This window comes from Methylobacterium dankookense, assembly GCF_902141855.1.
GTDB classification, from domain to species: domain Bacteria; phylum Pseudomonadota; class Alphaproteobacteria; order Rhizobiales; family Beijerinckiaceae; genus Methylobacterium; species Methylobacterium dankookense.
Genome location: NZ_CABFVH010000012.1, coordinates 22,950 through 45,244, shown reverse-complemented (window position 1 = coordinate 45,244; position 22,295 = coordinate 22,950). Strand labels below are relative to the sequence as shown.

General features: G+C 69.9%; 21 protein-coding genes and 1 other annotated feature. Of the genes, 15 read left to right on the top strand and 6 right to left on the bottom strand.

Annotation, left to right across the window (positions count from 1 at the left end; translation table 11 throughout):
• Positions 1 to 6 precede the first annotated feature (6 nt).
• The 6 genes from sucD (at position 7) to MTDSW087_RS30115 (ending at position 6,118) form a co-directional block, all read left to right on the top strand.
• Positions 7 to 897: a succinate--CoA ligase subunit alpha gene (gene sucD, locus MTDSW087_RS11705; RefSeq protein ID WP_144763993.1), complete on the top strand. Its 891-nt coding sequence runs from the start codon at positions 7 to 9 to the stop codon at positions 895 to 897.
• A gap of 119 nt (positions 898 to 1,016) precedes the next feature.
• Complete coding sequence (locus tag MTDSW087_RS11700; protein ID WP_144763991.1) at positions 1,017 to 3,779, top strand: phosphoenolpyruvate carboxylase; 2,763 nt, start codon at positions 1,017 to 1,019, stop codon at positions 3,777 to 3,779.
• 167 nt (positions 3,780 to 3,946) lie between these two features.
• The gene (locus MTDSW087_RS11695; protein WP_144763989.1) at positions 3,947 to 4,915 is read left to right on the top strand and encodes an HpcH/HpaI aldolase/citrate lyase family protein; all 969 of its coding nucleotides are present in this window, start codon (positions 3,947 to 3,949) and stop codon (positions 4,913 to 4,915) included.
• Between the two features lie 120 nt (positions 4,916 to 5,035).
• Positions 5,036 to 5,338 carry a hypothetical protein gene (locus MTDSW087_RS11690; RefSeq protein WP_144763987.1) on the top strand — a complete coding sequence of 101 codons (303 nt, stop codon included), beginning with the start codon at positions 5,036 to 5,038 and terminating at the stop codon, positions 5,336 to 5,338.
• A 98-nt stretch (positions 5,339 to 5,436) separates the two neighbouring features.
• Positions 5,437 to 5,871 (top strand): GlcG/HbpS family heme-binding protein, encoded by a 435-nt coding sequence (locus MTDSW087_RS11685; RefSeq protein ID WP_144763985.1) that lies wholly within the window; start codon positions 5,437 to 5,439, stop codon positions 5,869 to 5,871.
• A gap of 70 nt (positions 5,872 to 5,941) precedes the next feature.
• Positions 5,942 to 6,118 (top strand): hypothetical protein, encoded by a 177-nt coding sequence (locus tag MTDSW087_RS30115; RefSeq protein ID WP_185156795.1) that lies wholly within the window; start codon positions 5,942 to 5,944, stop codon positions 6,116 to 6,118.
• Positions 6,119 to 6,298: 180 nt separating this feature from the next.
• Here MTDSW087_RS30115 and MTDSW087_RS11680 read toward each other — a convergent pair whose 3' ends face one another.
• Positions 6,299 to 7,783, bottom strand: a complete 1,485-nt coding sequence (locus MTDSW087_RS11680; protein WP_144763983.1) for a SulP family inorganic anion transporter — start codon at positions 7,781 to 7,783, stop codon at positions 6,299 to 6,301.
• 60 nt (positions 7,784 to 7,843) lie between these two features.
• Positions 7,844 to 7,899 (bottom strand) — a sequence feature (sul1 is cis-regulatory element that is thought to sense ions involved in sulfur or methionine metabolism; They are found in Alphaproteobacteria).
• 212 nt (positions 7,900 to 8,111) lie between these two features.
• Between MTDSW087_RS11680 and MTDSW087_RS11675 the strand changes: the two genes are divergently transcribed.
• Positions 8,112 to 8,645, top strand: a complete 534-nt coding sequence (locus MTDSW087_RS11675; RefSeq protein ID WP_238179186.1) for a cysteine dioxygenase family protein — start codon at positions 8,112 to 8,114, stop codon at positions 8,643 to 8,645.
• 21 nt (positions 8,646 to 8,666) lie between these two features.
• On the opposite strand, the gene MTDSW087_RS11670 is transcribed toward MTDSW087_RS11675, so the two are convergent.
• Positions 8,667 to 9,128, bottom strand: coding sequence for an Lrp/AsnC family transcriptional regulator (locus MTDSW087_RS11670; RefSeq protein WP_144764125.1), 462 nt, complete (start codon positions 9,126 to 9,128; stop codon positions 8,667 to 8,669).
• A 585-nt stretch (positions 9,129 to 9,713) separates the two neighbouring features.
• Here MTDSW087_RS11670 and MTDSW087_RS11665 point away from each other — a divergent pair.
• Genes MTDSW087_RS11665 through MTDSW087_RS11630 form a run of 8 tightly spaced genes read left to right on the top strand, consistent with a single transcriptional unit; the run spans position 9,714 to position 16,916 of the window.
• On the top strand, positions 9,714 to 10,472 hold the full coding sequence (locus tag MTDSW087_RS11665) for a GntR family transcriptional regulator (RefSeq protein ID WP_238179189.1): 759 nt from the start codon (positions 9,714 to 9,716) through the stop codon (positions 10,470 to 10,472).
• Positions 10,469 to 11,230: an ABC transporter ATP-binding protein gene (locus tag MTDSW087_RS11660; protein WP_144763981.1), complete on the top strand. Its 762-nt coding sequence runs from the start codon at positions 10,469 to 10,471 to the stop codon at positions 11,228 to 11,230. The genes MTDSW087_RS11665 and MTDSW087_RS11660 overlap by 4 nt, the downstream gene beginning before the upstream one ends.
• The gene (locus MTDSW087_RS11655) at positions 11,230 to 12,048 is read left to right on the top strand and encodes an ABC transporter permease (RefSeq protein ID WP_144763979.1); all 819 of its coding nucleotides are present in this window, start codon (positions 11,230 to 11,232) and stop codon (positions 12,046 to 12,048) included. The genes MTDSW087_RS11660 and MTDSW087_RS11655 overlap by 1 nt, the downstream gene beginning before the upstream one ends.
• A 59-nt stretch (positions 12,049 to 12,107) precedes the next feature.
• Entirely contained in the window at positions 12,108 to 13,094 is a 987-nt protein-coding gene (locus tag MTDSW087_RS11650; RefSeq protein WP_238179191.1) for an ABC transporter substrate-binding protein, read from the top strand.
• 54 nt (positions 13,095 to 13,148) lie between these two features.
• Positions 13,149 to 14,165 carry a zinc-binding dehydrogenase gene (locus MTDSW087_RS11645; protein ID WP_144763977.1) on the top strand — a complete coding sequence of 339 codons (1,017 nt, stop codon included), beginning with the start codon at positions 13,149 to 13,151 and terminating at the stop codon, positions 14,163 to 14,165.
• Between the two features lie 11 nt (positions 14,166 to 14,176).
• Positions 14,177 to 14,596 carry a PaaI family thioesterase gene (locus MTDSW087_RS11640; RefSeq protein ID WP_144763975.1) on the top strand — a complete coding sequence of 140 codons (420 nt, stop codon included), beginning with the start codon at positions 14,177 to 14,179 and terminating at the stop codon, positions 14,594 to 14,596.
• Positions 14,593 to 15,408, top strand: coding sequence for a VOC family protein (locus MTDSW087_RS11635; protein ID WP_144763973.1), 816 nt, complete (start codon positions 14,593 to 14,595; stop codon positions 15,406 to 15,408). The genes MTDSW087_RS11640 and MTDSW087_RS11635 overlap by 4 nt, the downstream gene beginning before the upstream one ends.
• Positions 15,405 to 16,916, top strand: a complete 1,512-nt coding sequence (locus MTDSW087_RS11630) for a class I adenylate-forming enzyme family protein (RefSeq protein WP_144763971.1) — start codon at positions 15,405 to 15,407, stop codon at positions 16,914 to 16,916. The genes MTDSW087_RS11635 and MTDSW087_RS11630 overlap by 4 nt, the downstream gene beginning before the upstream one ends.
• A 16-nt stretch (positions 16,917 to 16,932) precedes the next feature.
• On the opposite strand, the gene MTDSW087_RS11625 is transcribed toward MTDSW087_RS11630, so the two are convergent.
• The 4 genes from MTDSW087_RS11625 to MTDSW087_RS11610 all read right to left on the bottom strand — a co-directional run bounded on the left by MTDSW087_RS11625 (position 16,933) and on the right by MTDSW087_RS11610 (position 21,932).
• Positions 16,933 to 19,359 (bottom strand): EAL domain-containing protein, encoded by a 2,427-nt coding sequence (locus MTDSW087_RS11625; protein ID WP_238179192.1) that lies wholly within the window; start codon positions 19,357 to 19,359, stop codon positions 16,933 to 16,935.
• A gap of 13 nt (positions 19,360 to 19,372) precedes the next feature.
• Positions 19,373 to 19,723: a hypothetical protein gene (locus MTDSW087_RS11620; protein WP_144763967.1), complete on the bottom strand. Its 351-nt coding sequence runs from the start codon at positions 19,721 to 19,723 to the stop codon at positions 19,373 to 19,375.
• Between the two features lie 140 nt (positions 19,724 to 19,863).
• Positions 19,864 to 21,507: a pilus assembly protein TadG-related protein gene (locus tag MTDSW087_RS11615; protein ID WP_144763965.1), complete on the bottom strand. Its 1,644-nt coding sequence runs from the start codon at positions 21,505 to 21,507 to the stop codon at positions 19,864 to 19,866.
• Positions 21,504 to 21,932 (bottom strand): TadE/TadG family type IV pilus assembly protein, encoded by a 429-nt coding sequence (locus MTDSW087_RS11610; protein ID WP_238179194.1) that lies wholly within the window; start codon positions 21,930 to 21,932, stop codon positions 21,504 to 21,506. Before MTDSW087_RS11610 ends, MTDSW087_RS11615 begins: the two co-directional genes overlap by 4 nt.
• Positions 21,933 to 22,295 lie beyond the last annotated feature (363 nt).

The following is a 22,295-nucleotide window of genomic DNA, read 5'->3' as shown; positions in this document are numbered from 1 at the left end:
CACGCCATGAGCATTCTCATCGACGAGAAGACCCCGATCATCGTCCAGGGCATCACGGGCGACAAGGGCACGTTCCACGCCAAGGAGATGCTGGATTACGGCTCCAACGTCGTCGGCGGCGTCACCCCCGGCAAGGGCGGCCGCACGCATCTCGGCGTGCCGGTGTTCAACACCGTCAAGGAGGCGGTGGCGGCCACCGGCGCCACCACCTCGATCACCTTCGTCGCGCCCCCCTTCGCGGCGGACGCGATCATGGAGGGCGCGGATGCGGGCCTGAAGCTCGTCTGCTCGATCACGGACGGCATCCCGGCCCAGGACATGATGCGGGTGAAGCGCTACCTGATGCGCTACCCGCGCGAGCGCCGCACCATGGTGGTCGGCCCCAACTGCGCCGGCATCATCTCGCCGGGACGTGCGATGCTCGGCATCATGCCGGGCCACATCTACCTCAAGGGCAATGTCGGCGTGATCTCGCGCTCGGGCACCCTCGGCTACGAGGCGGCCTCGCAGATGAAGGCGCTGGGTCTCGGCATCTCGACCTCGGTCGGCATCGGCGGCGACCCGATCAACGGCTCCTCCTTCCTCGACCACCTCGCCCTGTTCGAGAAGGACCCGGAGACGCATGCGGTCCTGATGATCGGCGAGATCGGCGGTCCGCAGGAGGCCGAGGCCTCGGCCTGGATCAAGGAGCACATGTCGAAGCCGGTGATCGGCTTCGTGGCCGGGCTGACCGCCCCGAAGGGCCGCCGCATGGGCCATGCCGGCGCGATCATCTCGGCCACCGGCGACAGCGCCGCCGAGAAGGCCGAGATCATGCGCTCCTACGGCCTCACCGTGGCGCCGGACCCGGGCTCCTTCGGCGAGACCGTGGCCCAGGTGCTGAAGAAAGCGGCCTGAGGCCGCAACGGGCCCCCTCTCCCGAACGGGAGAGGGGACCCGCGCTCGATCCTTATCCGCCACGGCGGGCCGCAGCGTCGGCCCGCGAGACGGCGCACCCGTTGCCCGAGGTGGGCCCCATGACCAGAACACTGCACGCCTCCCCCGGCCACGCCGACGAGAACGCCTTCGCCCCCCCGGTCATCACCGGCACCTCGGCGAAGGAGCCCCTCGACATCCTGTTCCACGCCCTGCTCGACGTGGCCCGCCGCCACGAGCCGGAACTGGAGGCGGTGCTGCACGGCACCGCCGACATCTCGCGCTTCACGCCGGAGATGCTCGCCCGCGCGCTTCAGGTGCAGGGCATCTGGTTCCAGCTCATCTCGATCGCCGAGCAGAACACGGCCATGCGCCGCCGCCGCCAGATCGAGCGCTCGGAGGGCCGCGAGGCGCTGGGCGGCTCCTTCGCCAAGGTGCTGGCCGAGGCCGCCTCGCGCGGCATCAAGGCCCCGCGGATCCAAACCCTGCTCAAGGACCTGCGCATCCGCCCGACCATCACGGCGCACCCCACCGAGGGCAAGCGCGTGACGGTGCTGGAGAAGTTCCGGCGCATCTACCTCGTCCTGCGCGAGCTGGAGATGCCGCGCTGGACCGAGCGCGAGCGCAACGGCCTGATGAACGAGCTGCGCGCCCAGATCGAGCTGGTCTGGATGACGGGCGAATTGCATCTCGAGAAACCCACCGTCGAGCGCGAGGTCGCCTGGGGCCTGCACTTCTTCGACGAGAGCCTGTTCGAGATGCTGCCCGAGGTGATCGATTCCCTCGAGGAGGTGCTCGCGCGCTACTATCCCGACGAGGCCTTCGAGGTGCCGCCCTTCTTCCAGTTCGGAAGCTGGATCGGCGGCGACCGGGACGGCAACCCCTACGTCACCGCGAGCGTCACCCGCGAGACCCTGAAGCGCAACGCGCTCGCCTCGCTGCGGCGCTACCGCGACGGCATCGAGCACCTCGCCCGCATGCTCTCGCTCACCGAGCGCTCGCTGCCGGTGCCGGAGGCCTTCAAGGCCGAGCTCGCCCACGCCCTCTCCGAGAGCGGCGATGCCCGGGCGATCGCCGGCCGCAACCCGGGCGAGGCCTACCGCCAGTTCCTCACCTGCATCCTGCGCAAGCTCGAAGCCACCATCGCGCGCAACGAGGGCCGCTCGCCGACGGGGCCCGACTATGCGAGCGCGGACGGGCTGATCAACGACCTGCGCACCCTGGAGCGGGGACTCGCCGAGGCGAAGTGCACGGGGCTCGCCACCGATCTCGTGCGCCCGGTCCGGCGCATGGTCGAGATCTTCCGCTTCTCCACCGTGCGGCTCGACCTGCGCGAGAACTCGACGCGCACCACCCAGACGCTCCAGGCGCTCTGGACGCAGCAGCATGGCGGGACGCGCACGCCCCCGGAGCCGGATACGCCGCAATGGCGCGACTGGCTGCTGGCGGAGCTCGCCCGGCCGCGCAACCCCGACCGCAGCTTCGACGACCTGCCCGACGCCGCCCGCGAGACCCTCGACACCTTCGCCCTCGTCGGCGAGATGCGCGACACCCTCGACCGCGAGGCCTTCGGCGCCTTCATCCTGTCGATGACGCGCTCCGTGGACGACGTGCTCGGCGCCTACCTGCTGGCCAAGGAGGCCGGCATCTTCCTCGACGCCACGGGCACCGAGATCTGCCCGCTGCCGATCGTGCCGCTCTTCGAGACGATCGACGACCTGCGTGCCGCGCCCGCCATCATGAAGGAGCTGCTCAGCATCCCCGTGGTGCGCCGCTCCACCCGCTGGCAGGGCGGCGTGCAGGAGGTGATGATCGGCTATTCGGACTCCAACAAGGACGGCGGCTTCGTCGCCTCGAACTGGGAGCTGTACAAGGCGCAGGCGCGGCTCACCGTGCTCGGCAACCATGTCGGCGTGCCGATCGCCTTCTTCCACGGCCGCGGCGGCTCGGTGAGCCGCGGCGGCGTGCCGACGCATCGCGGGATCATGGCGCAGCCGCCGGGCTCGATCCAGGGCCGCTTCCGCATCACCGAGCAGGGCGAGGTCGTCTCGTTCAAGTACGCCAACCGCGGCACCGCGGCCTACCAGATGGAGCTGCTCGCGGCCTCCGTGCTGGAGCATGCGCTGGCGCCCGAGCCGAACGGCAACGGCGCGGCGCGGCTGGGCGCGGACGACGCCATGGAGGCGCTCTCGGGCGCCTCGCGGGCGGCCTACGTCAACCTGCTGCAGACGGAGGGGCTGGTCGACTACTTCCAGGCGGCGAGCCCCCTCGACGAGATCGCGCTCCTCAACATCGGCTCGCGGCCCGCGCGGCGCTTCGGCGCCCGCTCGCTCTCGGACCTGCGCGCGATTCCCTGGGTCTTCGCCTGGTCGCAGAACCGGCACGTCATCACCGGCTGGTACGGGGTGGGCTCCGGCATCCAGAGCTTCCTCGACGTGCGGGGGCCGGAGGGCGAGGCGCAGCTCAGGCGCCTGTTCGAGGAATCGCGGGTCTTCCGCCTCGTCCTCGACGAGGTCGAGAAGACGCTGCTCATGGTCGATCTCGACATCGCCCGGGACTATGCCGGCCTCGTCGCCGACGAGGGCATCCGCTCCCGGATCTTCCGCCTCGTCGAGGCGGAATACGCGCTGACCAAGGAGATGGTGCTGCGGGTGAGCGGCGGGCGCGAGCTCGCCGAGCGCTTCCCGCTCTTCCGCGACCGCCTGCAGGGGCGGCTGCCGACCATCAATCAGGTCAGCCGCGAGCAGGTCGAGCTGCTGCGCCGCTTCCGCGCGGAGAGCGACGACGACCGCCGCGAGGCGGTGAAGTCGGCGCTCCTCCTGTCCATCAACTGCATCGCCGTCGGCTTCGGGGCCACGGGCTGAGCGCGGCGGCCCTCTCCACCCCGCGCGGGGAGAGGGCGGACGGAAACGCTATCGCCGCTCTGTCGCTCGCCGCGACGGGCGCCATGTTGAACCCGGCGGTTCGGGCGCTGTAGCTGCGCGCGGGTCCCGCAGCGGCCGGAAGAGCCTTCACGAGGAGAGAAACGAGAATGAGCTTCACCCTGATCCCGCAGGCCAAGGCCCGGCTGCACCGCTCCGAGCTGGCCGTGCCCGGCTCCAACCCGACCTTCATGGAGAAGTCGGCCGCCTCCGCCGCGGACGTGATCTTCCTCGACCTCGAGGACGCGGTCGCTCCCGACGACAAGGAGAAGGCCCGCACCAACATCATCCAGGCGCTCAACGACCTGGATTGGGGCAACAAGACCATGATGATCCGCATCAACGGTCTCGACACCCACTACATGTACCGCGACGTCGTCGACATCGTTGAGGCCTGTCCGCGCCTCGACATGATCCTGATCCCCAAGGTCGGCGTGCCGCAGGACGTCTACGCCATCGACGTGCTGGTCACGCAGATCGAGCAGGCCAAGAAGCGCGACAAGAAGATCGGCTTCGAGGTGCTGATCGAGACCGCGCTCGGCATGGCCAATGTCGAGGCGATCGCCCAGTCCTCCAAGCGCCTCGAGGCGATGTCCTTCGGCGTGGCCGACTACGCCGCCTCCTGCCGCACCCGCTCCACCGTGATCGGCGGCGTCAACCCAGACTACTCCGTGCTCACGGACAAGGACGAAGGCGGCAACCGCGAGACCCACTGGCAGGATCCGTGGCTGTTCGCCCAGCAGCGCATGCTGGTGGCCTGCCGCGCCTACGGCCTGCGCCCGATCGACGGTCCCTTCGGCGACTTCTCCGACCAGGACGGCTACATTTCGGCCGCCCGCCGCTGCGCCGCCGCCGGCTACGAGGGCAAGTGGGCGATCCACCCCTCGCAGATCGAGCTGGCCAACGAGGTGTTCACGCCCTCCGAGAAGGAGGTCGAGAAGGCCCGCCGCATCCTCGTGGCCATGGAAGAGGCCGCCAAGGCCGGCCGCGGCGCGGTGGCTCTCGACGGCCGCCTGATCGACATCGCCTCGATCCGCATGGCCGAGGCGCTGATCGAGAAGGCCGACGCGATGAAGTAGGCCGCTCGTGCTCCCCGCGCGCCCGGTCCGCGGCGCGCGGGGCAGCCGGCCCGCTTGGCGGGCCCGTGCGTCTCGGGCAGCCTCCTGCGCCCGCCCCGGGGGCGGGAGCAGGAGGCGCCCATGCAGGTCCCAGGCATCCCGCACGCGGATCTCGATCCGCTCGTCACCCTCGGGGTCGTCGCCGCGACCGCCGTGACGGATGCGGCCTACGTGTTCTTCAATGCCGCGGTCGGCGCCCGGCATCGCATCCGCGCGGCGAACTGGAGCGCGGTCTGGTACCTGCTCTCCGCCTTCGCGGTCATCAACTACACGCAGAACGCGCTCTACGTCGTGTTCGCGGCGCTCGGCTCCTGGCTCGGGGCCTATGCCTCGGTGACATGGCTGGCGCGCGGTCCCGCGGGCGGAGCCGGCCGCCCTATCTGACTTGCCTGGAGACGTGCCCCGGTCCCGTCGGACCGGGCATCGCTCCAGGTCCTTGAGTATCCGCAAGCCCGAGCGGTCCAGTTCGGAGGAGATCCACCATGCACGTCACGATCGAACAGGCGGACACCGCGATCCGCGCCGCCCGCGACAAGGCGGTCGAGCTCGGCACCCAGATGTGCATCGCGGTCGTCGATTCGGGCGGCAACCTGAAGGCGTTCTACCGCATGGACGACGCCTGGGTCGGCTCGATCGACATCGCGCAGAAGAAGGCCAAGACCGCCGTGTTCTTCGGCATGAAGACCGGCCAGATCGGGCAGCTCTCCCAGCCCGGCGGCTCGCTCTACGGCATCGAGCACTCGAATGACGGGCTCATCACCTTCCCCGGCGGCATCCCGATCGTGGATGCGGACGGCGTGATGTCCGGCGCCATCGGCGTCAGCGGCTCGACGGTGGAGAACGACGACGCGGTGGCCGAGGCCGGCGCCAAGGCCATCGGCAAGACCGAGCTGCCGGCCCATCCCTGGCGGACCTGAGTCCCGCGAAAACCCCCGGTTAAGGCTACCGCCCTATGACGGGGCCGTGGCCAGGAGGGCGAGCGCGACGATGAACCGTGAACAACTCGCCGATGCCCTGCGTCGGCTCGTGGCGACGCAGGTCGAGGACATCGAGCGGGCCGTGAAGGACGGGCACAAGACCATCGCCCTGAACGAGCTCGCCGACCTCAACCGCCAGCTCAAGGCCTTCGCCGCCGCCCTGAAGAAGGCGCCGGCACGGGCCTGATCCCAGAGCCGGATCCGATCAGGTTGCTTCGACCTGATCGGTAAATCCGTCTCGAGAGCATTTTCCGCAGAAGCGGTTGCCGGTTCTGCGAAAGAAAATGCTCTATCTGATTGATAGAGAACGCGTGATCCGATCGGCGCGTGCTCTTGCCTGCCGCCGGCTCCGGCGGCAGGCGCGCCCTCAATGCGTCGGCAGCGTCGCGTCCGTGTCGGCCTTGTCGTGGGTGGCGAAGCGCTCGACCAGGGTGGCGCTGGCCGCGTTCAGGCCGATCACCTCCACCTGCTTGCCCTGGCGGCGCGCCTTCGTCACCACGCGGTCGAGGGCGCCGATCGCCGAGATGTCCCAGAAATGGGCCGCGTGCACGTCGATGACGATGCGCTCGACCGGCTCCAGCACGTCGACGGCCTCGCCGAACGTGCCCGCCGAGGCGAAGAAGATCTGGCCCGTCACCCGGTAGGTCCGCACCCGGCCGTCGGCCGAGAGGTCCGACGCGACCCGGCTGAGCCGCGAGACCTTGCCCGCGAAGAAGACGCCCGACAGCAGCACGCCGATCAGCACGCCGAGGGCGAGGTCCTTGGTGGCGACGACGACCGCCACGGTCGCCACCATGACCACCGAGGAGGGCAGGGGGTTCGTCCGCAGCCGGGCCAGCGAGCGCCACTGGAAGGTGTTGAGCGAGACCATGATCATCACCGCGGTCAGCGCGGCGACGGGCACGATCGCGAGCAGGTCCTGGAGCGCCACCAGGAGCACCAGCAGGACGCTGCCCGCCACGAAGGTCGAGAGCCGGCCGCGCGCGCCCGAGGAGACGTTGATCACCGACTGGCCGATCATCGCGCAGCCGCCCATGCCGCCGAACAGCGCCGAGGCCATGTTGGCCACGCCCTGCCCGACGCATTCCCGGTTCTTGCTGCTCGGCGTGTCGGTCATGTCGTCGACGATCTGGGCCGTCAGCAGGCTCTCCAGCAGGCCGACCGCGGCGAGCGTCGCCGCGTAGGGCAGGATGATGCGCAGGGTCTCGAAGGTGAGGGGCACCTGCGGCAGGGCGAAGCTCGGCAGGGTGGAGGGCAGCGCGCCGAGATGCGCGACCGTGCGCACGTCGAGGTGGAACACGGCGGTGATCACGGTGAGCACGGCGATGGCCACGAGCGGCGCCGGCACGGCCCGCGTGACCCGTGGGACGCCGTAGATGATGGCGAGGCCCAGCGCGATCAGGCCGTAGGTGGAAGGCGTCACGCCGGTCAGCTCGGGAAGCTGCGCCAGGAAGATCAGGATGGCGAGCGCGTTGACGAAGCCCGTCATCACGGATTGCGAGACGAAGCGCATCAGCCGCCCGAGCCTGAGCAGGCCGGCCGCGATCTGGATCACGCCCATCAGGATCGTGGCCGCGAAGAGGTACTGCACCCCGTGCTCGCGCACGAGATCGACCATGACGACGGCGGTTGCCGCGGTCGCGGCCGAGATCATCGCCGGGCGGCCGCCCGCGAAGGCGATCACGCAAGCGATGACGACGGAGGCGTAGAGGCCGACCTTCGGGTCGACGCCGGCGATCACCGAGAAGCCGATGGCTTCCGGGATGAGCGCCAGGGCGACGACGATGCCGGAGAGGATGTCGGCACGGATCCGTGCGACGGAGGCGCGGGGGCGCGTCGGAGATGGTGTCATGGATTGTCCGCAGGAGACCGCTGCCCGCGCCTTGCGCGAGGCCGTGATGCGTCTCGATTGCGTGGTCCGGCGGATCGGCGGCCGGAAGAGCCACCCGGGCTTTCACCGGGTCCAGGCGGATGCCCTTCGTTTAGCAGACTCGTGCCGCATCGCAACATGACGATGGCGCCGAGCTGGAATCGGGCTGCCGATGCGGCCGGCAATGGGATTGCGCGACAGGTGCCGGGCGGGAAATGACGGCGCCCGATCGGGCCGAACGGCCGCGCAGAACGAGAAAACCGCGCGGCGCGGCCACGCTAGGCTCTCCTCGGCATCGAAGGAGGCCCCGGTGGTTGCAGCCGTTCGCACAGGTTCAGACGAGTCCCGCGCCGCCGATCTCCTCGCAACGCTGAGCCACTCGGCGCGCGGATCCTCGGACGCCTACCTCGCCACGGCCCGCGCGACCCTGCAGGCGCTGATGACGCGGCCCGATCTCCTCGACGGCGTGGCCTTGAAGCGCCGGCCCGGCGGCTACGCGCGCAACCTCCTGTTCGGCCGCGGCGGCATCAGCGTCTGGGCCATGGTCTGGAGCCCCGGCGCCAGCACCTCCGTGCACGATCACCATTGCTCCTGCTGCTTCGGCGTCTGGAAGGGCGCGATCCGGGAGGTCTGGTTCCGCCCGATCGGCCCGGCCGAGGCCGTCGCCACCGCCGACGCGACGCGCATGCAGGGCTACGTCGCCTGCATGATGCCGACGGGGCCGAACCTGCACCAGATCGTCAATCCGGGTACGGAGGAGGCGATCTCGATCCATGTCTACGGCTTCGACCATGAGGTCCACGCCTCCTCGGTCCGGACCGAGTACCGGGTCCTCGCCGCCTGAGGCCCGGGCCGCGGCCGGATTTCAGACCATGTAGATCGTCGGTACCGCGGTCGTGTACTTCATCTCCTCCATGGCGATCGAGGCCGACAGGTTGGAGAATTCGAGCCGCGCGATCAGCCGCTGATAGACGGCGTCGTAGGTCTCGATATCGGGCACGACGATGCGCAGCAGGTAGTCGATCTCGCCGGTCAGCCGCCACGCCTCGACGATCTCCGGAAAGCCCTCGACGACCCGCCGGAAGGCCTCGGACCATTCGGCCGCGTGGCGCGGCGCCTTGACCGCGACGAAGACCGTCGTCGGGACGTTCACCTTACGGCGGTCGACCAGCGCCACGCGCCGCGCGATGACGCCGCTCGCCTCCAGCTTCTTGATGCGCCGCCAGCACGGCGCCGGGCTCAGCCCCACGCGCTCGGCGATCGTCGCGACCGGCAGGGTCGCGTCCTGCTGCAGCACGTCCAGGATCCTGCGGTCCACCGCGTCGATCACGTCGAAGCCCCGTTCTTGCTCATCTGCTTCGTCTGTCTCGCGAGCGCGCATCCCGCACCCGCGATACGAAATCGCATCCCGCGGCGGCCGACGGCTCCGGCAGCCGGCACCGTCCCTCGAGCCCCAATCCAGACCAAAGGATCCAGCGTATCCCCGGACGATCGCGCGGTGTTGCCCACATAATCGCGCATCTGCGCACGGATCGAGCAGGTCGTGGGGAGATAATGATCAGATCGAAGAGAGATAAATTCCACGATATTGCCTGGGAATAGGACCAACTTATTGCTCGATATGGGAAATCGGTAGCGCATTCTATTTACCGTCATGGCTTCCCGATCTACAACAAGCCGTCTAGGCCGCTCACCGGAAATGGTGATCTGATCAAAAGACGTGCCGGGCTTCAAATCCTCCCGGCCGTGGGAGCGCGCGGGCAGGGATTCGAGGGCCTGCGATAACGCTCAGGTCGTATCCGGCACCGTCAGCGATCGTTTCGACGCATGCGACGGGCTTGGCATGCATCGTGCTGGTGAGCTGCTCACAGCATCCGGTGAGACTCTCAACGTTTGATCGTGAGGTACCAAGGTGCGGAGCGACAGACCATCCTCGGGCCTGCCGGCGGGAGCCGGCATCCTCGCCGTCCCCGACGCGACCCTGCGCGCCAACCAAGCCTACGACATCCTGCGGCGGGAGATCGTCTCCTGCCGCCTCATGCCTGGGACCCGCTTCACGGAAGCCGAGATCATGGAGCGGTTCGAACTCGGCAAGGCGAGCTGCCGCATCGCCCTGCAGCGCCTGACCCAGGACGGCTTCGTGACCTCGATGCCGCGGCACGGCTACCGGATCGTCCCGGTCACCGTGAAGGATGTCGACGAGGTCTTCTCGCTGCGCGTGGAGCTGGAGCCCCTGGCCGCCCGGAGCGCCGCCGGCCGCGTGAACCGCGCCCAGCTCGAGCGCCTGGAACAGGCTTGCCGCCAGCGCATCACGGTCGATGTCGGCAACCAGATCGACTTCTTCCTGGAGGCCAACCGTAGCTTCCACATGGCGATCGCGGTCGCGGCCGGGAATCAGCGCCTGTGCCGGATGCTCTCGGGGCTCCTCGATGAGATGACACGCCTCGTCGCCCTCGGCTTCGGCGTCCAGGGCGTGCGGCCGAACATCGAGAACGACCACGCCGCGCTGATCGAGCACCTGGTGGCGGGCGATGCCGAGAGCGCCGCGGTGGTGGCACGCCGGCATGTCGAGACCTTCCGGGAGATGACCATGGAGAAGGTCATCGCAAGCCTGCGCGACGCCGCGGTGGTGCCGGTCGGCTTGGCCCGCAGCGAGGGAGGCGAGCGGTGAACGCGGTCGAGCTCGATCGGGTCAGCAAGTGGTTCGACCGGCGCGACGGCGCGCCCCTGCACGTGCTCGACGCGATCGACATCGCGATCCCGCAGCACGCCATCGTCGCGATCCTCGGCTCGTCGGGCTGCGGCAAGAGCACGCTCCTCAACATGATCGCGGGCCTCGTCGAGCCGGACGAGGGCGCCGTTCTCCTCAACGGCATCCCGTCCCACGCCTTCCGGGACTGGCGGGCCATGACCTACATGTTCCAGGAGGACCGGCTCCTGCCCTGGCGCACCGCCGCGCAGAACGTGTCCTTCGGCCTCGAAGCCGGCAACATGGGCCGGGCCGAGCGGGAGCGCCGGGTCGAGGAGACGCTCGCCCTCGTCGGCCTCGCGAGCTTCCGCGACGCCTATCCGCACGAATTGTCCGGCGGCATGCGCAGCCGCGTGGCGCTCGCCCGCAGCCTCGTCACCGAGCCGAGGATCCTGCTCCTCGACGAGCCGTTCTCGAAGCTCGACCCCGCCATCCGCGCGCAGATGCACGCCGAGCTCCTGCGCATCGCGGAGCTTCGGGCGATGACCCTGGTCTTCGTCACCCACGACGTCGAGGAGGCGGTGGTGCTCGCCAACCGCGTGGTGGTGCTGCACCCGCGGCCCGGCCGGATCGGCGAGATCCGCGACGTGGCGTTGCCCTATCCGCGCGATCCCCTCTCCGAGGCGGTCACCGAGGAAGTGCGCCGCCTGCGGATCAGCCTGTCTTCCGCGAGGATCTGATGCTGGTCCGAACCCCCGCGATCCTGATCCACGAGCCGAAGCGGCCGACCGTCTGGCGCGGCCGGGCCGGCACCGTCCTGCAGCGGCTCGCCCTCGTCGCGCTGGCGCTCGCCGTCTGGCAGCTCGGCGCGCAGCACGCGCCGAGCTTCGTCCTGCCGAGCCCGGCCCGGGTCTGGTCCGCCTGGACCGGTCTCGTCGTCCAGCCGAGCTTCGCCCGGGATCTCGGCATCACCCTCGGACGTATCGGCGCAGGCTTCGCCCTCGCCACCCTGGTCGGCCTGCCGCTCGGACTGACGCTCGGCGCGAGCCGGAGGCTCGGCAACTTCTTCGAGCCGACCCTGACGGTGATCAACACCGTCTCGTCCTCGATCTGGGCGATCTTCGCCCTGATCTGGTTCGGGCTGTCCAACTGGACGACGATCTTCGTGGTCTTCATGACGGCGATGCCGCTGATCCTGACCAATGTCTGGCAGGGCACGCGGACCGTGAGCGCCGAGCATCTGGAACTCGCCCGCACCTTCCGCATGCCGCGCCGCAAGGTGCTGACCAAGATCTACCTGCCGACGATCCTGCCGACCTTCTTCTCGGGCGCGCGGCTCGCCTTCGGCTTCGGCGCCCGCGTCAGCCTCGTGGCGGAATCCCTCGGGGCGAGCAGCGGCATCGGCTACCGGCTGCGCCAAGCCGCCGACCTCGTCCAGACGGATCAGGTCTTCGCCTGGACCCTGACCCTCGTCACCCTGATGATCTGCCTCGAGAGCTTCGTATTGAAGCCGCTCGAACAGCATCTCTTCGCCTGGAAGAAGAAAATTCAGCCGTAACGGCGGCTGATGCCGAGGAAATACGCCCGTCACAAGTCCTGACAATTCGGGAGACGATCGTGAGACGGTACCGTCGATACGCGGCAGGCTTCGCCGCACTCTTCGTCATGGCCGTGACCGGCCCGGTGCGCGCCGAGAGCGTGCGGATCGGATACTGGAGCTCGGGCGTGAGCCTCGGCTTCGGCGCGGTCCTCGAGGCCGGCCAATACATGGAGAAGGAGGGGCTCAGCGTCGAGTACGTGAAGTTCCCCGACGTGAACGCCCCCACCAAGGCGATGGCGGCGGGCGCAATCGACTTCGCGATCGGCGCGAGCGCCGGCACCGCCTTCAGCGTGATCGCCGACGGGCTCCCGCTCAGCATCGTCCTGGCGAGCCAGGTCGCCGATCTCGACTTCGTGGTGCCCACGGATTCGCCGATCCGGACGATGGCCGACCTCAAGGGCAAGAAGATCGGCACCTCGCCCGCGGGCAGCGCCACGGCCGTCATCACCGCGGCGATCCTCGAGACGAATTACGGCATCAAGGCCGCCGACTATCAGGGCGTGCCGGGCAACGACCCGCGCCTCGCGCAGTTCCTGGCGCAGAAGGACATCGACGCGGCGGCTCTGCGCTCGGTCACCATCGCGCTCCTGCCCGACATGAAGCTGCGCCGGATCGGCAGCTTCCGCGAGGAGTGGCGCAAGATCACGAAGTCCGACGCGCCGCCCGTCCTCGGCGTCGGCCTCATGCGCAATGCCTGGATGACGGAGAATCCGGGCGCCCCGGCCAAGGTGGTGGCGGCCATGCGCAAGGCCTACGCGTTCGGCAAGGCCGACAAGGCGGCGGTCGCCCAGGCGCTGCGCGATGCGGCCAATCTGAGCGAGGCGGACGCCAAGGCCTACGCCGCCCTCTGGGACGACATCTACACCGTCCGGATGGAGCCGGCCGACGTCGCCTCCCTCCGCCAGGCCTTCGCGGTCTACCGGACCGTCGGCGCGGTGAAGGGCGATCTGCCGGCATCCGCCCTCGTCACGGCCCCCTACGAAGCGTCGAAGGCGGTTCGCTGACCGCCCCCTTCGCAGCCGTCGAACTTCCCGATCGATCAGGAGAGGAAACACGTCATGGCGCGTACGATGAGAGCACTCGTGCTGGACCAGCACGGCGATGTCGGCGACCTGAAGGTCGTCGAGGACTATCCGCGCCCCAAAGCCGGGCCCGGTGAGGTCGTGATCCGGGTCGGTGCCTCCTCGTTCAACTACCACGACGTGTTCACCGTGAAGGGCATGCCCGGCATCAAGGTGCCGATGCCGGTGGTGATCGGCCTCGACATGGCCGGTCAGGTCGTCGAGGTCGGCGCGGGCGTCACCCCCTGGCGGGAAGGCGACCGGGTGCTCGTGAACCCGCTCAACACGGCCAAGGGCCTGATGGGCGAGATGCTCGACGGCGGCATGGCCGAGTATTGCCGCGTCGCCGCCGATCAGCTCATCGCGATGCCGCCGGACGTGAGCTACGTGGACGCGGCCTCGCTGCCGGTCGCCTACGGCACGGCGCATCGCATGCTGATCACCCACGACACGGTGAAGGCCGGCGACCGGGTGCTGATCCTCGGCGCCAGCGGCGGCGTCGGCACGGGCTGCGTGATGCTCGCCAAGCAGCTCGGCGCCGAGGTGATCGCCTGCGCCGGAAGCGACGAGAAGGCGCAGCGCCTGAAGGCGCTCGGCGCCGACCACGTGGTGAACTACCGCGAGACCGACTTCTCCAAATGGGCGATCCAGCACTACGGAAAGCCCCAGCGCCGGACCTACGAGGGCGGCGTGGACGTGGTGATCAACTTCACCGGCGGCGACACCTGGGTCCCGTCCCTGAAGTGTCTGAAGCGCGGCGGCACGCTGCTCGTCTGCGGCGCCACCGCCGGCCACGATCCGAAGGAAGACCTTCGCTACATCTGGAGCTTCGAGCTGAAGGTCATCGGCTCGAACAGCTTCTACCACGACAACCTGTCGGCGCTGATGGACATGATCCAGGCCGGCACGCTGAAGCCCACCGTCGACAAGGTCCTGCCCCTGGAGGAGGCGGCCGAGGGCCTGCGCCTGATCCGCGACCGCGAGGTCATGGGCAAGATCGTGGTCACCCCCTGAGGAGCGAAGCGATGTCCGACACCCCCCTCACCAAGGAGCAGGTGGAGGCGCTCCTCCTGCGCGGCCCCTTCCACCAGTGGCTCGGCCTCTCCGTCGTCTCGGTCGGCGAGGGCGAGATCGAGCTCAAGGCCACCTGGCGCCCCGAATGGGTCGTCAACGCCGAGCGTGGCTACACCCATGGCGGCATCCTGGCGACCCTCGTCGATCTCACCGCCGACTGGGCGCTCGTCTCGAAGACCGGGCGCGGCGTGCCGACGGTCGACCTGCGCGTCGACTACCACCGGGCCGCGATGCAGGGCGACCTGACCTGCCGCGGCAAGGTGGTGAAGTTCGGCGGCCAGATCTCGGTGGCCGAGGCGCAGATCCTCGACGGCGAGGGCCGCCTGCTCGCGAGCGGGCGCGGCGTCTACATGACCGCGCCGGCCAAATGAGCCCGGCATCCCGGGGGGCGGCGCCGGACGGTGCCGCCCTCGACCACGTGGTGGTCAACGTCCTCGGCCGCATGGACGAGGCCGCCGCCTGCTTCGCGGCGCTCGGCTTCCAGCTCACGCCGCGCGGGCATCACTCCCTCGGCTCCATCAACCACCTGATGATGACGCCGGGGCCCTATCTCGAGCTGGTCGGGTTGCCCGAGACCGGTCCGCAGCGGCAGGACGTGCTCGACAGCCCGTTCGGTCTCAACGGCCTCGTCCTGCAGAGCGCCGATGCCGTCGCCACCCGAGGCCGCCTCGCGGCGGCGGGCCTCGCCGCCGGGCCGCCCGTGGCCTTCTCGCGGCCGGTGACGGTCGACGGCGAGACCCGGGAGGCGCGCTTCCGCACCGTGCGCCACCCCGCGGACCTGTTTCCGGCGGGCCGCCTCTACCATTGCGAGCACCTGACGCCGGATCTGGTCTGGCGGCCGGACTGGTTCGCGCATCCGAACGGGTTCGCCGGCATCGACGCCCTGACGGTGGAGAGCCCCGATCCGGAGAGCGAGGCCGGCCGCTACGCCGCCGCCTGCGGCGCCCCGGCCGATCGCGTGGACGGAACGTGGCGGATCCGCCTCGGCGCCACGACGGTCGCGATCGTTCCGGGGGAGCGGGCGCGCTTCCGCGACCTCGGCCTCGTCTTCTCCGGGCTCGACGTCCTCGCGGCGCGGGCCGCCTCCGTCGCGGGCGCCCGCTGGACCCGGCTCGGCCCGGATACGGGCACGCTGGCGCTGCCCGCCTTCGATCTTCGTCTCCTGTGCAGGGTGCTCGCATGACGGCCGCGACGAATCTCGGTGACCTCGTCGATCGGACCGGCGATCCGGAGCGCCCGCTGATCGTCGGCGTCCGGCCCGGGGCCGAGCCCGAGGTGATGAGCTGCGCCCGGCTCGACGCCCTGGCGGACGCCTTCGCCCGCGGGCTCCTGCGCGGCGGGATCCGGCGCGGCGAGCGGATCGCGATCCTCGCCGCCAACCGGCCGGACGCCATCGCCGCGCTGCTCGGCGCGATGCGCGCCGGCGTGGTGCCGGTGCCGGTGAACTACAAGTTTCCGCCGGCCACCATCGCGCATGTGCTCGCCGATTGCGGCGCGCGGCTGGTGCTCTGCGACGGCCCGCGCCGGGCCCAGCTCGACGGGCTGGCGCCGCCCTTGTGCGTCGCGGAGTTCGACGCCGACGGCGCGGAGGGCTTCGCGGCCTGGCTCGATCCCGGCCCCTTCGTGCCGGTCGAGCCCGAGCTCGGCGAGGCGGCCCTGTTCCTCTACACCTCGGGATCCACCGGCCGGCCGAAGGGCGTGCGGCTCTCGCATGCGAGCCATCTCTGGGTCGCCCGCACCCGCATGGCGGAGACGGATCTGCGCGCGGACCGCGTGCTCATCGCCGCGCCGCTCTACCACATGAACGCGCTCGCCCTGGCGCTCCTCGTCTGCGCGGCCGGCGCCACGGCGGTGCTGCTGCCGCAATTCGAGGCGAAGGCCTATATCGACGCGATCAGCCGTTACCGCTGCACCTGGCTCACCGCCGTGCCGCCGATGATCGCGATGATGCTGCGGGAGAAGGAGGCGCTCCAGGCGGCCGACCTCACCGGCGTCCGCACGGTGCGCATGGGCTCCGCCCCGGTCAACGACGCCCTCGCCCGTCAGATCCGCTCACTGCTGCCGAATGCGCGCATCCTCAACGCCTACGGCACCACGGAGGGCGGTCCGATCGTGTTCACCGACCATCCGGCGGGCCTGCCTACCCCGGTCGGCTCGGTCGGCTATCCCCATCCCGAGGTGTCGGTGCGCCTCGTCGGCCCGGACGCGCCGGAGACGGGCGTCCTGCAGATGCGCAGCCCCGCCATCATGCTCGGCTACCACAACAGGCCGGACGTGCGCGCGCCGATCACGGAGGACGGCTACTACGATACCGGCGACGTGTTCCGGCGCGATACGGAGGGCTTCCACTACGTCCTCGGGCGCACCGACGACATGTTCGTCTCAGGCGGCGAGAACATCTTCCCCGGCGAGGTCGAGCTGGTGCTCGAAGGCCATCCCGACCTGCTCCAGGCCTGCGTCGTGCCCGTCGAGGACGCGATCAAGGGCACCAAGCCGGTCGCCTTCGTGGTGCGCAGGCCCGGTGCCGGCGTCGACGAGGCGGGGGTGAAGGCGCATGCGCTGGCCAACGCCCCGGCCTACCAGCATCCGCGCCGGGTCTGGTTCCTCGACGCGATGCCGCTCGCTTCCACCAACAAGATCGACCGCAACGCCCTGCGCCAATGCGCGGAGGCGGCCATGCGGGCGGGTTGATGGCACAGGAGTCGGATCAGGCCGCCCGCCGCCCGGCGCTGCCCTCGATGATCCGCGCGGCCTCCTCCGCGGGGACCGGCCTGCCGAACAGGAAGCCCTGCACCTCGGTGCAGTTCTGGTCCCGCACCTGCCGGAGCTGGTCGGCGGTCTCGACGCCCTCGGCCGTCACCGCGGCGCCGAGCCGTGTGCCGATGCCGACGATGGCCCGGACGATCGCGGCCGTGTCGGGGTCGGCGATGTCGCGGATGAACGAGCGGTCGATCTTGATCCGGTCGAAGGGGAAGCGGCGCAGGTAGCTCAGCGAGGAATAGCCCGTGCCGAAATCGTCCAGCGCGATGCGCACGCCGAGCGCCCGCAGCCGGTGGAGGCAGGCCATCGAGGCCTCGCTGTCTCGGATGAGCACGCTCTCGGTGATCTCCAGCTCGAGCCGCGTCGCCGCGAGGGATGCCGCGGCCAGGGCGCCGAGGACGGCCTGTTCCAGGCCGGGCTGGCGAAGCTGCACCGCCGACACGTTCACCGAGACCCGCAGGTCGTCCGGCCAGCGCGACGCCTCGCGGCAGGCCTCGCGCAGGGCCCATTCGCCGAGCGGCACGATCTGGCCGTTCTCCTCGGCGATCGGGATGAACTCGGCTGGCGAGATCGGGCCGAGCCCGGGATGCTGCCAGCGCAGAAGCGCCTCGAATCCGCGCAGCACCGCATCCTCCGCGCCGAAGACCGGCTGGTAGTGGAGCGAGAACGCGCCGGTGCGGAGCGCGGCGCGCAGGTCGCGCTCCAGCCCGCTGCGGCTCGCGACGCCCGCATCCATGCCGGGCAGGTAGTAGCGGAAGGTGTTCCGGCCCTCGGCCTTGGCCCGGTAGAGCGCGATGTCGGCCTTCTTGAAGAGGTCGTCGGCATCCCGCTCGTCCGGTGCCGTCGCGATGCCGATGCTGATCCCGACCCCGGCCACGAAGGATCCGAGATCCACCGGCCGCTCCACCGCCTCGATCAGGCGCTGCGCCACCAGCTCGGCCGATTGCGGCCCGTCGATCTGGCAGAGGATGATCGCGAACTCGTCGCCGCCGAGGCGCGCGATGGTGTCGGTCGCCCGCACCACGCTGCGCAGCCGGTCCGCGATGACCTTCAGGAGCGCGTCCCCGGCGGGATGGCCGTAGGTGTCGTTCACGGCCTTGAAGCGGTCGAGGTCGCAGGCCAGCACCGCGAAGCCGTGCCCCTGCGCCGGCGCCCGAGCGATCTGGTCGTTCAGGCGCTCGCGGAAGAGCACCCGGTTCGGCAGGCCGGTCAGCGCGTCGTGCAGGGCCATGTGGGCGATCCGCCGTTCCGCCTCGCGCCGCACGGTGGTGTCGAACTGGAGCCCGACGATGCGCGCCGGATGCCCGGACGGCGTCCGGGTGACGACCTTGCCGCGAGCCATGACCCAGCACCACGTGCCGTCCTTGCGCAGCAGGCGGTGCTCGCACTCGTAGACCGCGCTGCGGCCCTCCAGATGGTCGTTCAGCAGGCGCAGGGTCCGGGCCCTGTCCTCGGGATGGACGAGGCGCTCCCAGGTCCCGGTATGTCCTTCGAGCTCGCCGGGCGCGTAGCCGAGCATCATGTGCCAGCGGTCGGACAGCCACATCTCGCCCGTCGCCAGGGTGATGTCCCAGAGGCCGTCGGCATCCACGGCGAGGGCGAGGCGCTCCTCGCTGAGGCGCAGCGCCGCCTCGCTGGCGCGCAGGGCCGCGTTGGCGCGGCGCATCCGGTCGGCGAAGAGCGCGAGCACGCCGAAGCCCAGGATGCTGAGCATGATCGCGGTGATGCCGGCAGAGAGGGCGAGCCGCGGGAGGCTCGGCGCCGCCTCGGCGAAGGTCAGGTCCGGCACGATCTCGACCGCCGCCATCGCGGTGAAGTGCAGGAACGCCACGGATGCCGTGAGCACGGTCGCGACCAGGATGGGGGCGTGCATCGTCCGCGGATGCCGGTGGGCCGCGAAGGCGGCCGCCGACAGGATGCAGCCGCTCCCGACGGCGCCGCAGAGCAGGGTCTTGTCCCAGACCAGCACGCCGGGCACCTGGATGCTGAGCATGCCGACGACGTGCATGGCCGCCACGCCGAGCGCGAGGACGAGGCCCGCCCCGATCGCCCCGAGGAGGCGGCTCCCCACCCGGACCACCACGAACGCCGCCAGGACCGCGGAGACCGCGATGATCAGGGACACCAGCGTTCCGTCGATGCGGTAATCGACGGAGAGGCCGGGATCGTAGCCGAGCATACCGATGAAATGCGTGCACCAGATCCCCGCCCCGGCGCAGAAGCTGGCTGCGAGCAGCCACGCCCATCGGGCGCGCCCCTCGCTGTCGAGGGATTGCCGGTTGAGCCGCAGCGCCGTGTGGAGGGAGACCCAGCACACCAGCCCCGCCAGCGGGACGACCCAGACGGCGTGCTGCTCGACCAGGCAATTGAACATCCGATACATCGGGTCAGGACCTCGAAGACGGGCGCGGATGGTGGATCGTCGGTTCGATCGGGGGCTGTCGGAACGGCTGGCGGACGGCCTCGATCCGCGCGTCCGTATCCCGACCGGCGAGCCGCTCGACCACGAAGGTGCCGTGCGCCCGGCGGCTGATCCGGATCGGACCGTCGAGGCGCTGGCAGGCCGGGATGGCCCGCAACTCGGCCGGGACGGCGTTCTCGGGGAGCGGCTCGATCAGCAGGCTCGACGGCGAGACGTTCCAGACCAGGCAGGAGAGCGGCGTCACCTCGTTCCCGAAGGCGAGATGCGCGATGCGCAACTCGCTGCTGCGCGGCAGAGTTCGACGCTCGACGAACATGATCGGCTGACTCGACTGGGCTTGAGGTTCGACGAAAGCGATGGATGACGGGCGCGGTCTCGATGGGAGTGTGACGCGTCTGGGAAATTCGACTTCGGCTTCGAATGAGAGCTTGGGCATGCAATCGAAGGCTGTGCCGCTCACTGCACGAGGACGGCGCCGCCGCACCGCGTGCCGGTGACCGCGACGTCGGCGGAGCCGACCTTCACGCCGGCGAGGTTGAGGACCGAGAACAGCAGGGCGTCGATCGGCTGGGCCGCGGCGGCGAGGGCCGTTGATACGAGACCGCGCGGATCGAGGATGCCGGGAAGCCCGGTCCCATTGATGCGCAGGTCGAGATTCGCGAGCAGTCCGGCGGACAGGGACCCGGCGAGGTTGCCGGTCGACACCGTCTTCGTGCGCCCGGCCCGGATGTCGTCATCGCCGAAGCTCACGGATTGCGTCGAGGCGCCGAGTTCGAGGCTCGCCGTCCCGCTCACGGTGAGCAGGGGCACCTGCAGGATGGGGGCCGGGACCAGGCCTGGGCGGGGCGCGCCGAGATCGATCGCGCTCGCGGACGTAGTGCCGATCGCGAGGTAGGAGACCCCGGTGGTCACGTCGAGCGTCACCGCGCGCTCGCCCGGCGTCGTCCAGGGGCAGGCGACCTTCCTGAGCGTGGCGCGCGCCGGCGCCAGTTCGAGATAGACCGGCAGGTAGAGGCTGATCAGCCCGGCCGGACCCGGGATCCAGACCTCGACCAGGAGGCGTTGCTGGGCCGTGCTCAGGCCGGCGCCGGCGCCGACGAAGCCGGAGGTGCGCCAAGCTTCCCCGATGCGCAGCGTGATCCTGGCGCGCAGGAGGCCCGGGACGGCGCTGCCCAGGTCGAGCCCGACCTGGTTGCTGCCATTGGCCAGGAAGGCGGCCGCGCCGATGACGTCGAGGGCGTTGACCCAGAGCGCCTCCCCCGTCCGCGTCAGCGGCAAAGGCCCGTAGGCGCCGGCCGTCAGCAATCCGGCGAGCCGCACGGAGAGGCCCGTTCCGCTGAGGACGGCCGTCAGGGCGTTGAGGGCCGCGAGGCCGGGGGCGCTCGTGCTCGTCCGCTCCGCCGCCTGGGCGAGGAAAGTGGTGAGATCGAGGGCCGACAGGCTGGCCTTCAGCACCTCGTCGTAGGTGCCGGCCTGGATTCCGACCCGGGGGGCCGCGGCGCGCAGGAAGCCGAGCGCATCGATCCTGAGGCTCGCCAGCGCGCGGTAATCCATGATCGACAGGGTGATGGTCGTGCCGAGCAGGCGCGACAGGAGGGCGTTCGCGATGCCCGCATCCAGGCCGACGAGGCGCGAGCCGAGCCCGAAGGCGGCGAGGTCGGCGCGCATGGCCGTGGCCTCGCCCGAGACCGCGTAGCTGGCGGGCGCGCCGATCACCCGCGAGAATCCCGTGCGGACGCTGCTGGTCAGGCGGATATGGGCCGCGTTGGGGTCGCTGCCGCCCCCGGCGAAGCGGCCGGCCGCCGGCGTCGCGCGGTTGGCGCTGTAGGTGCCCGGCGTCACGGAGAGCTCGGCCCGGGTGCCGTAGCCGTTGTCGGACAGGGCCCGCCGCGCCGCATCGACGCTGTTGTTCGATCGGACCGATGCGAGCGCGGCGAGATCGGCCAGCGACTGGACGCGCCGCTTCTCCAGGAAGACCACGCCGAGGTCGATCCCCAATCCGGCAAAGCCGAACAGGGCCGCGAGCGCGACGGCGGTGACCGGGATGATCGATCCGGTATCGTCCCGCCGCGCGCGCCGGACGAGGGGGCCGAGCCTCACAGCCCACCCCTGCGGATGCTGGCCGTGCGCGACAGCGCCTTGGGCACGGGCAGCAGGGGTGGAATCAGGCTGAGCAACGTTGCGTTGAGATCGTAGCGCAGCGTGACGGTGAAGAGATCCGGATCGGCGGCGTCCTGGCCCGCCTCGATCGACACGGCATTCGGGCGCAGCAACGGGCTGGTTGCAATACTACGTTGTGCAGCCGCCGTCGCGATCGTGATGCGCTCGGCAGGGTCGAGTCCCGCGACGGCGGCACGGGCCGCTTCGCTCGCAACCGTCTGGAGGCTGTGGGCGAAGCCGAGGAAGCTGCCGAACGCCATGATTCCCAGGAGGATAGCGAGCAGAAGAGGTGCGATGAGGCTGAATTCGACGGCCGCAGCGCCGTCTCTTCGCCTCAGGATCCTCGCGCAGAGGCGGAGGCACATCGCGGTTACAACCTGTGCGAGAACAACTGGAGATTGAGAAAACGCGGAAAAGATTGCACGCATCTTAACGTGCGCAAAGAGTCAGATCTCGCTCTGACGTCCGGGCATAAATGTCACCTTTTATTCCAAGCGTGAATTGAATGCAATTTTTCGACAATAACAGGCTCAAATATATATGTGAAAATACATAGATTAAGACGCTGAATGCACGGGATTCGACAGAATTGGCCGCATCCTTAACGCAGGTTTCGATCGTTCAGGATGCAAGGGCGACCGTGTTGGTCGCTGGAGGAGTCGGGCGAGGTCACTAGAAGTCGTGATCGACGGGATCCAGCGGCTCGATGCACGGCGGATAGTTTGCAT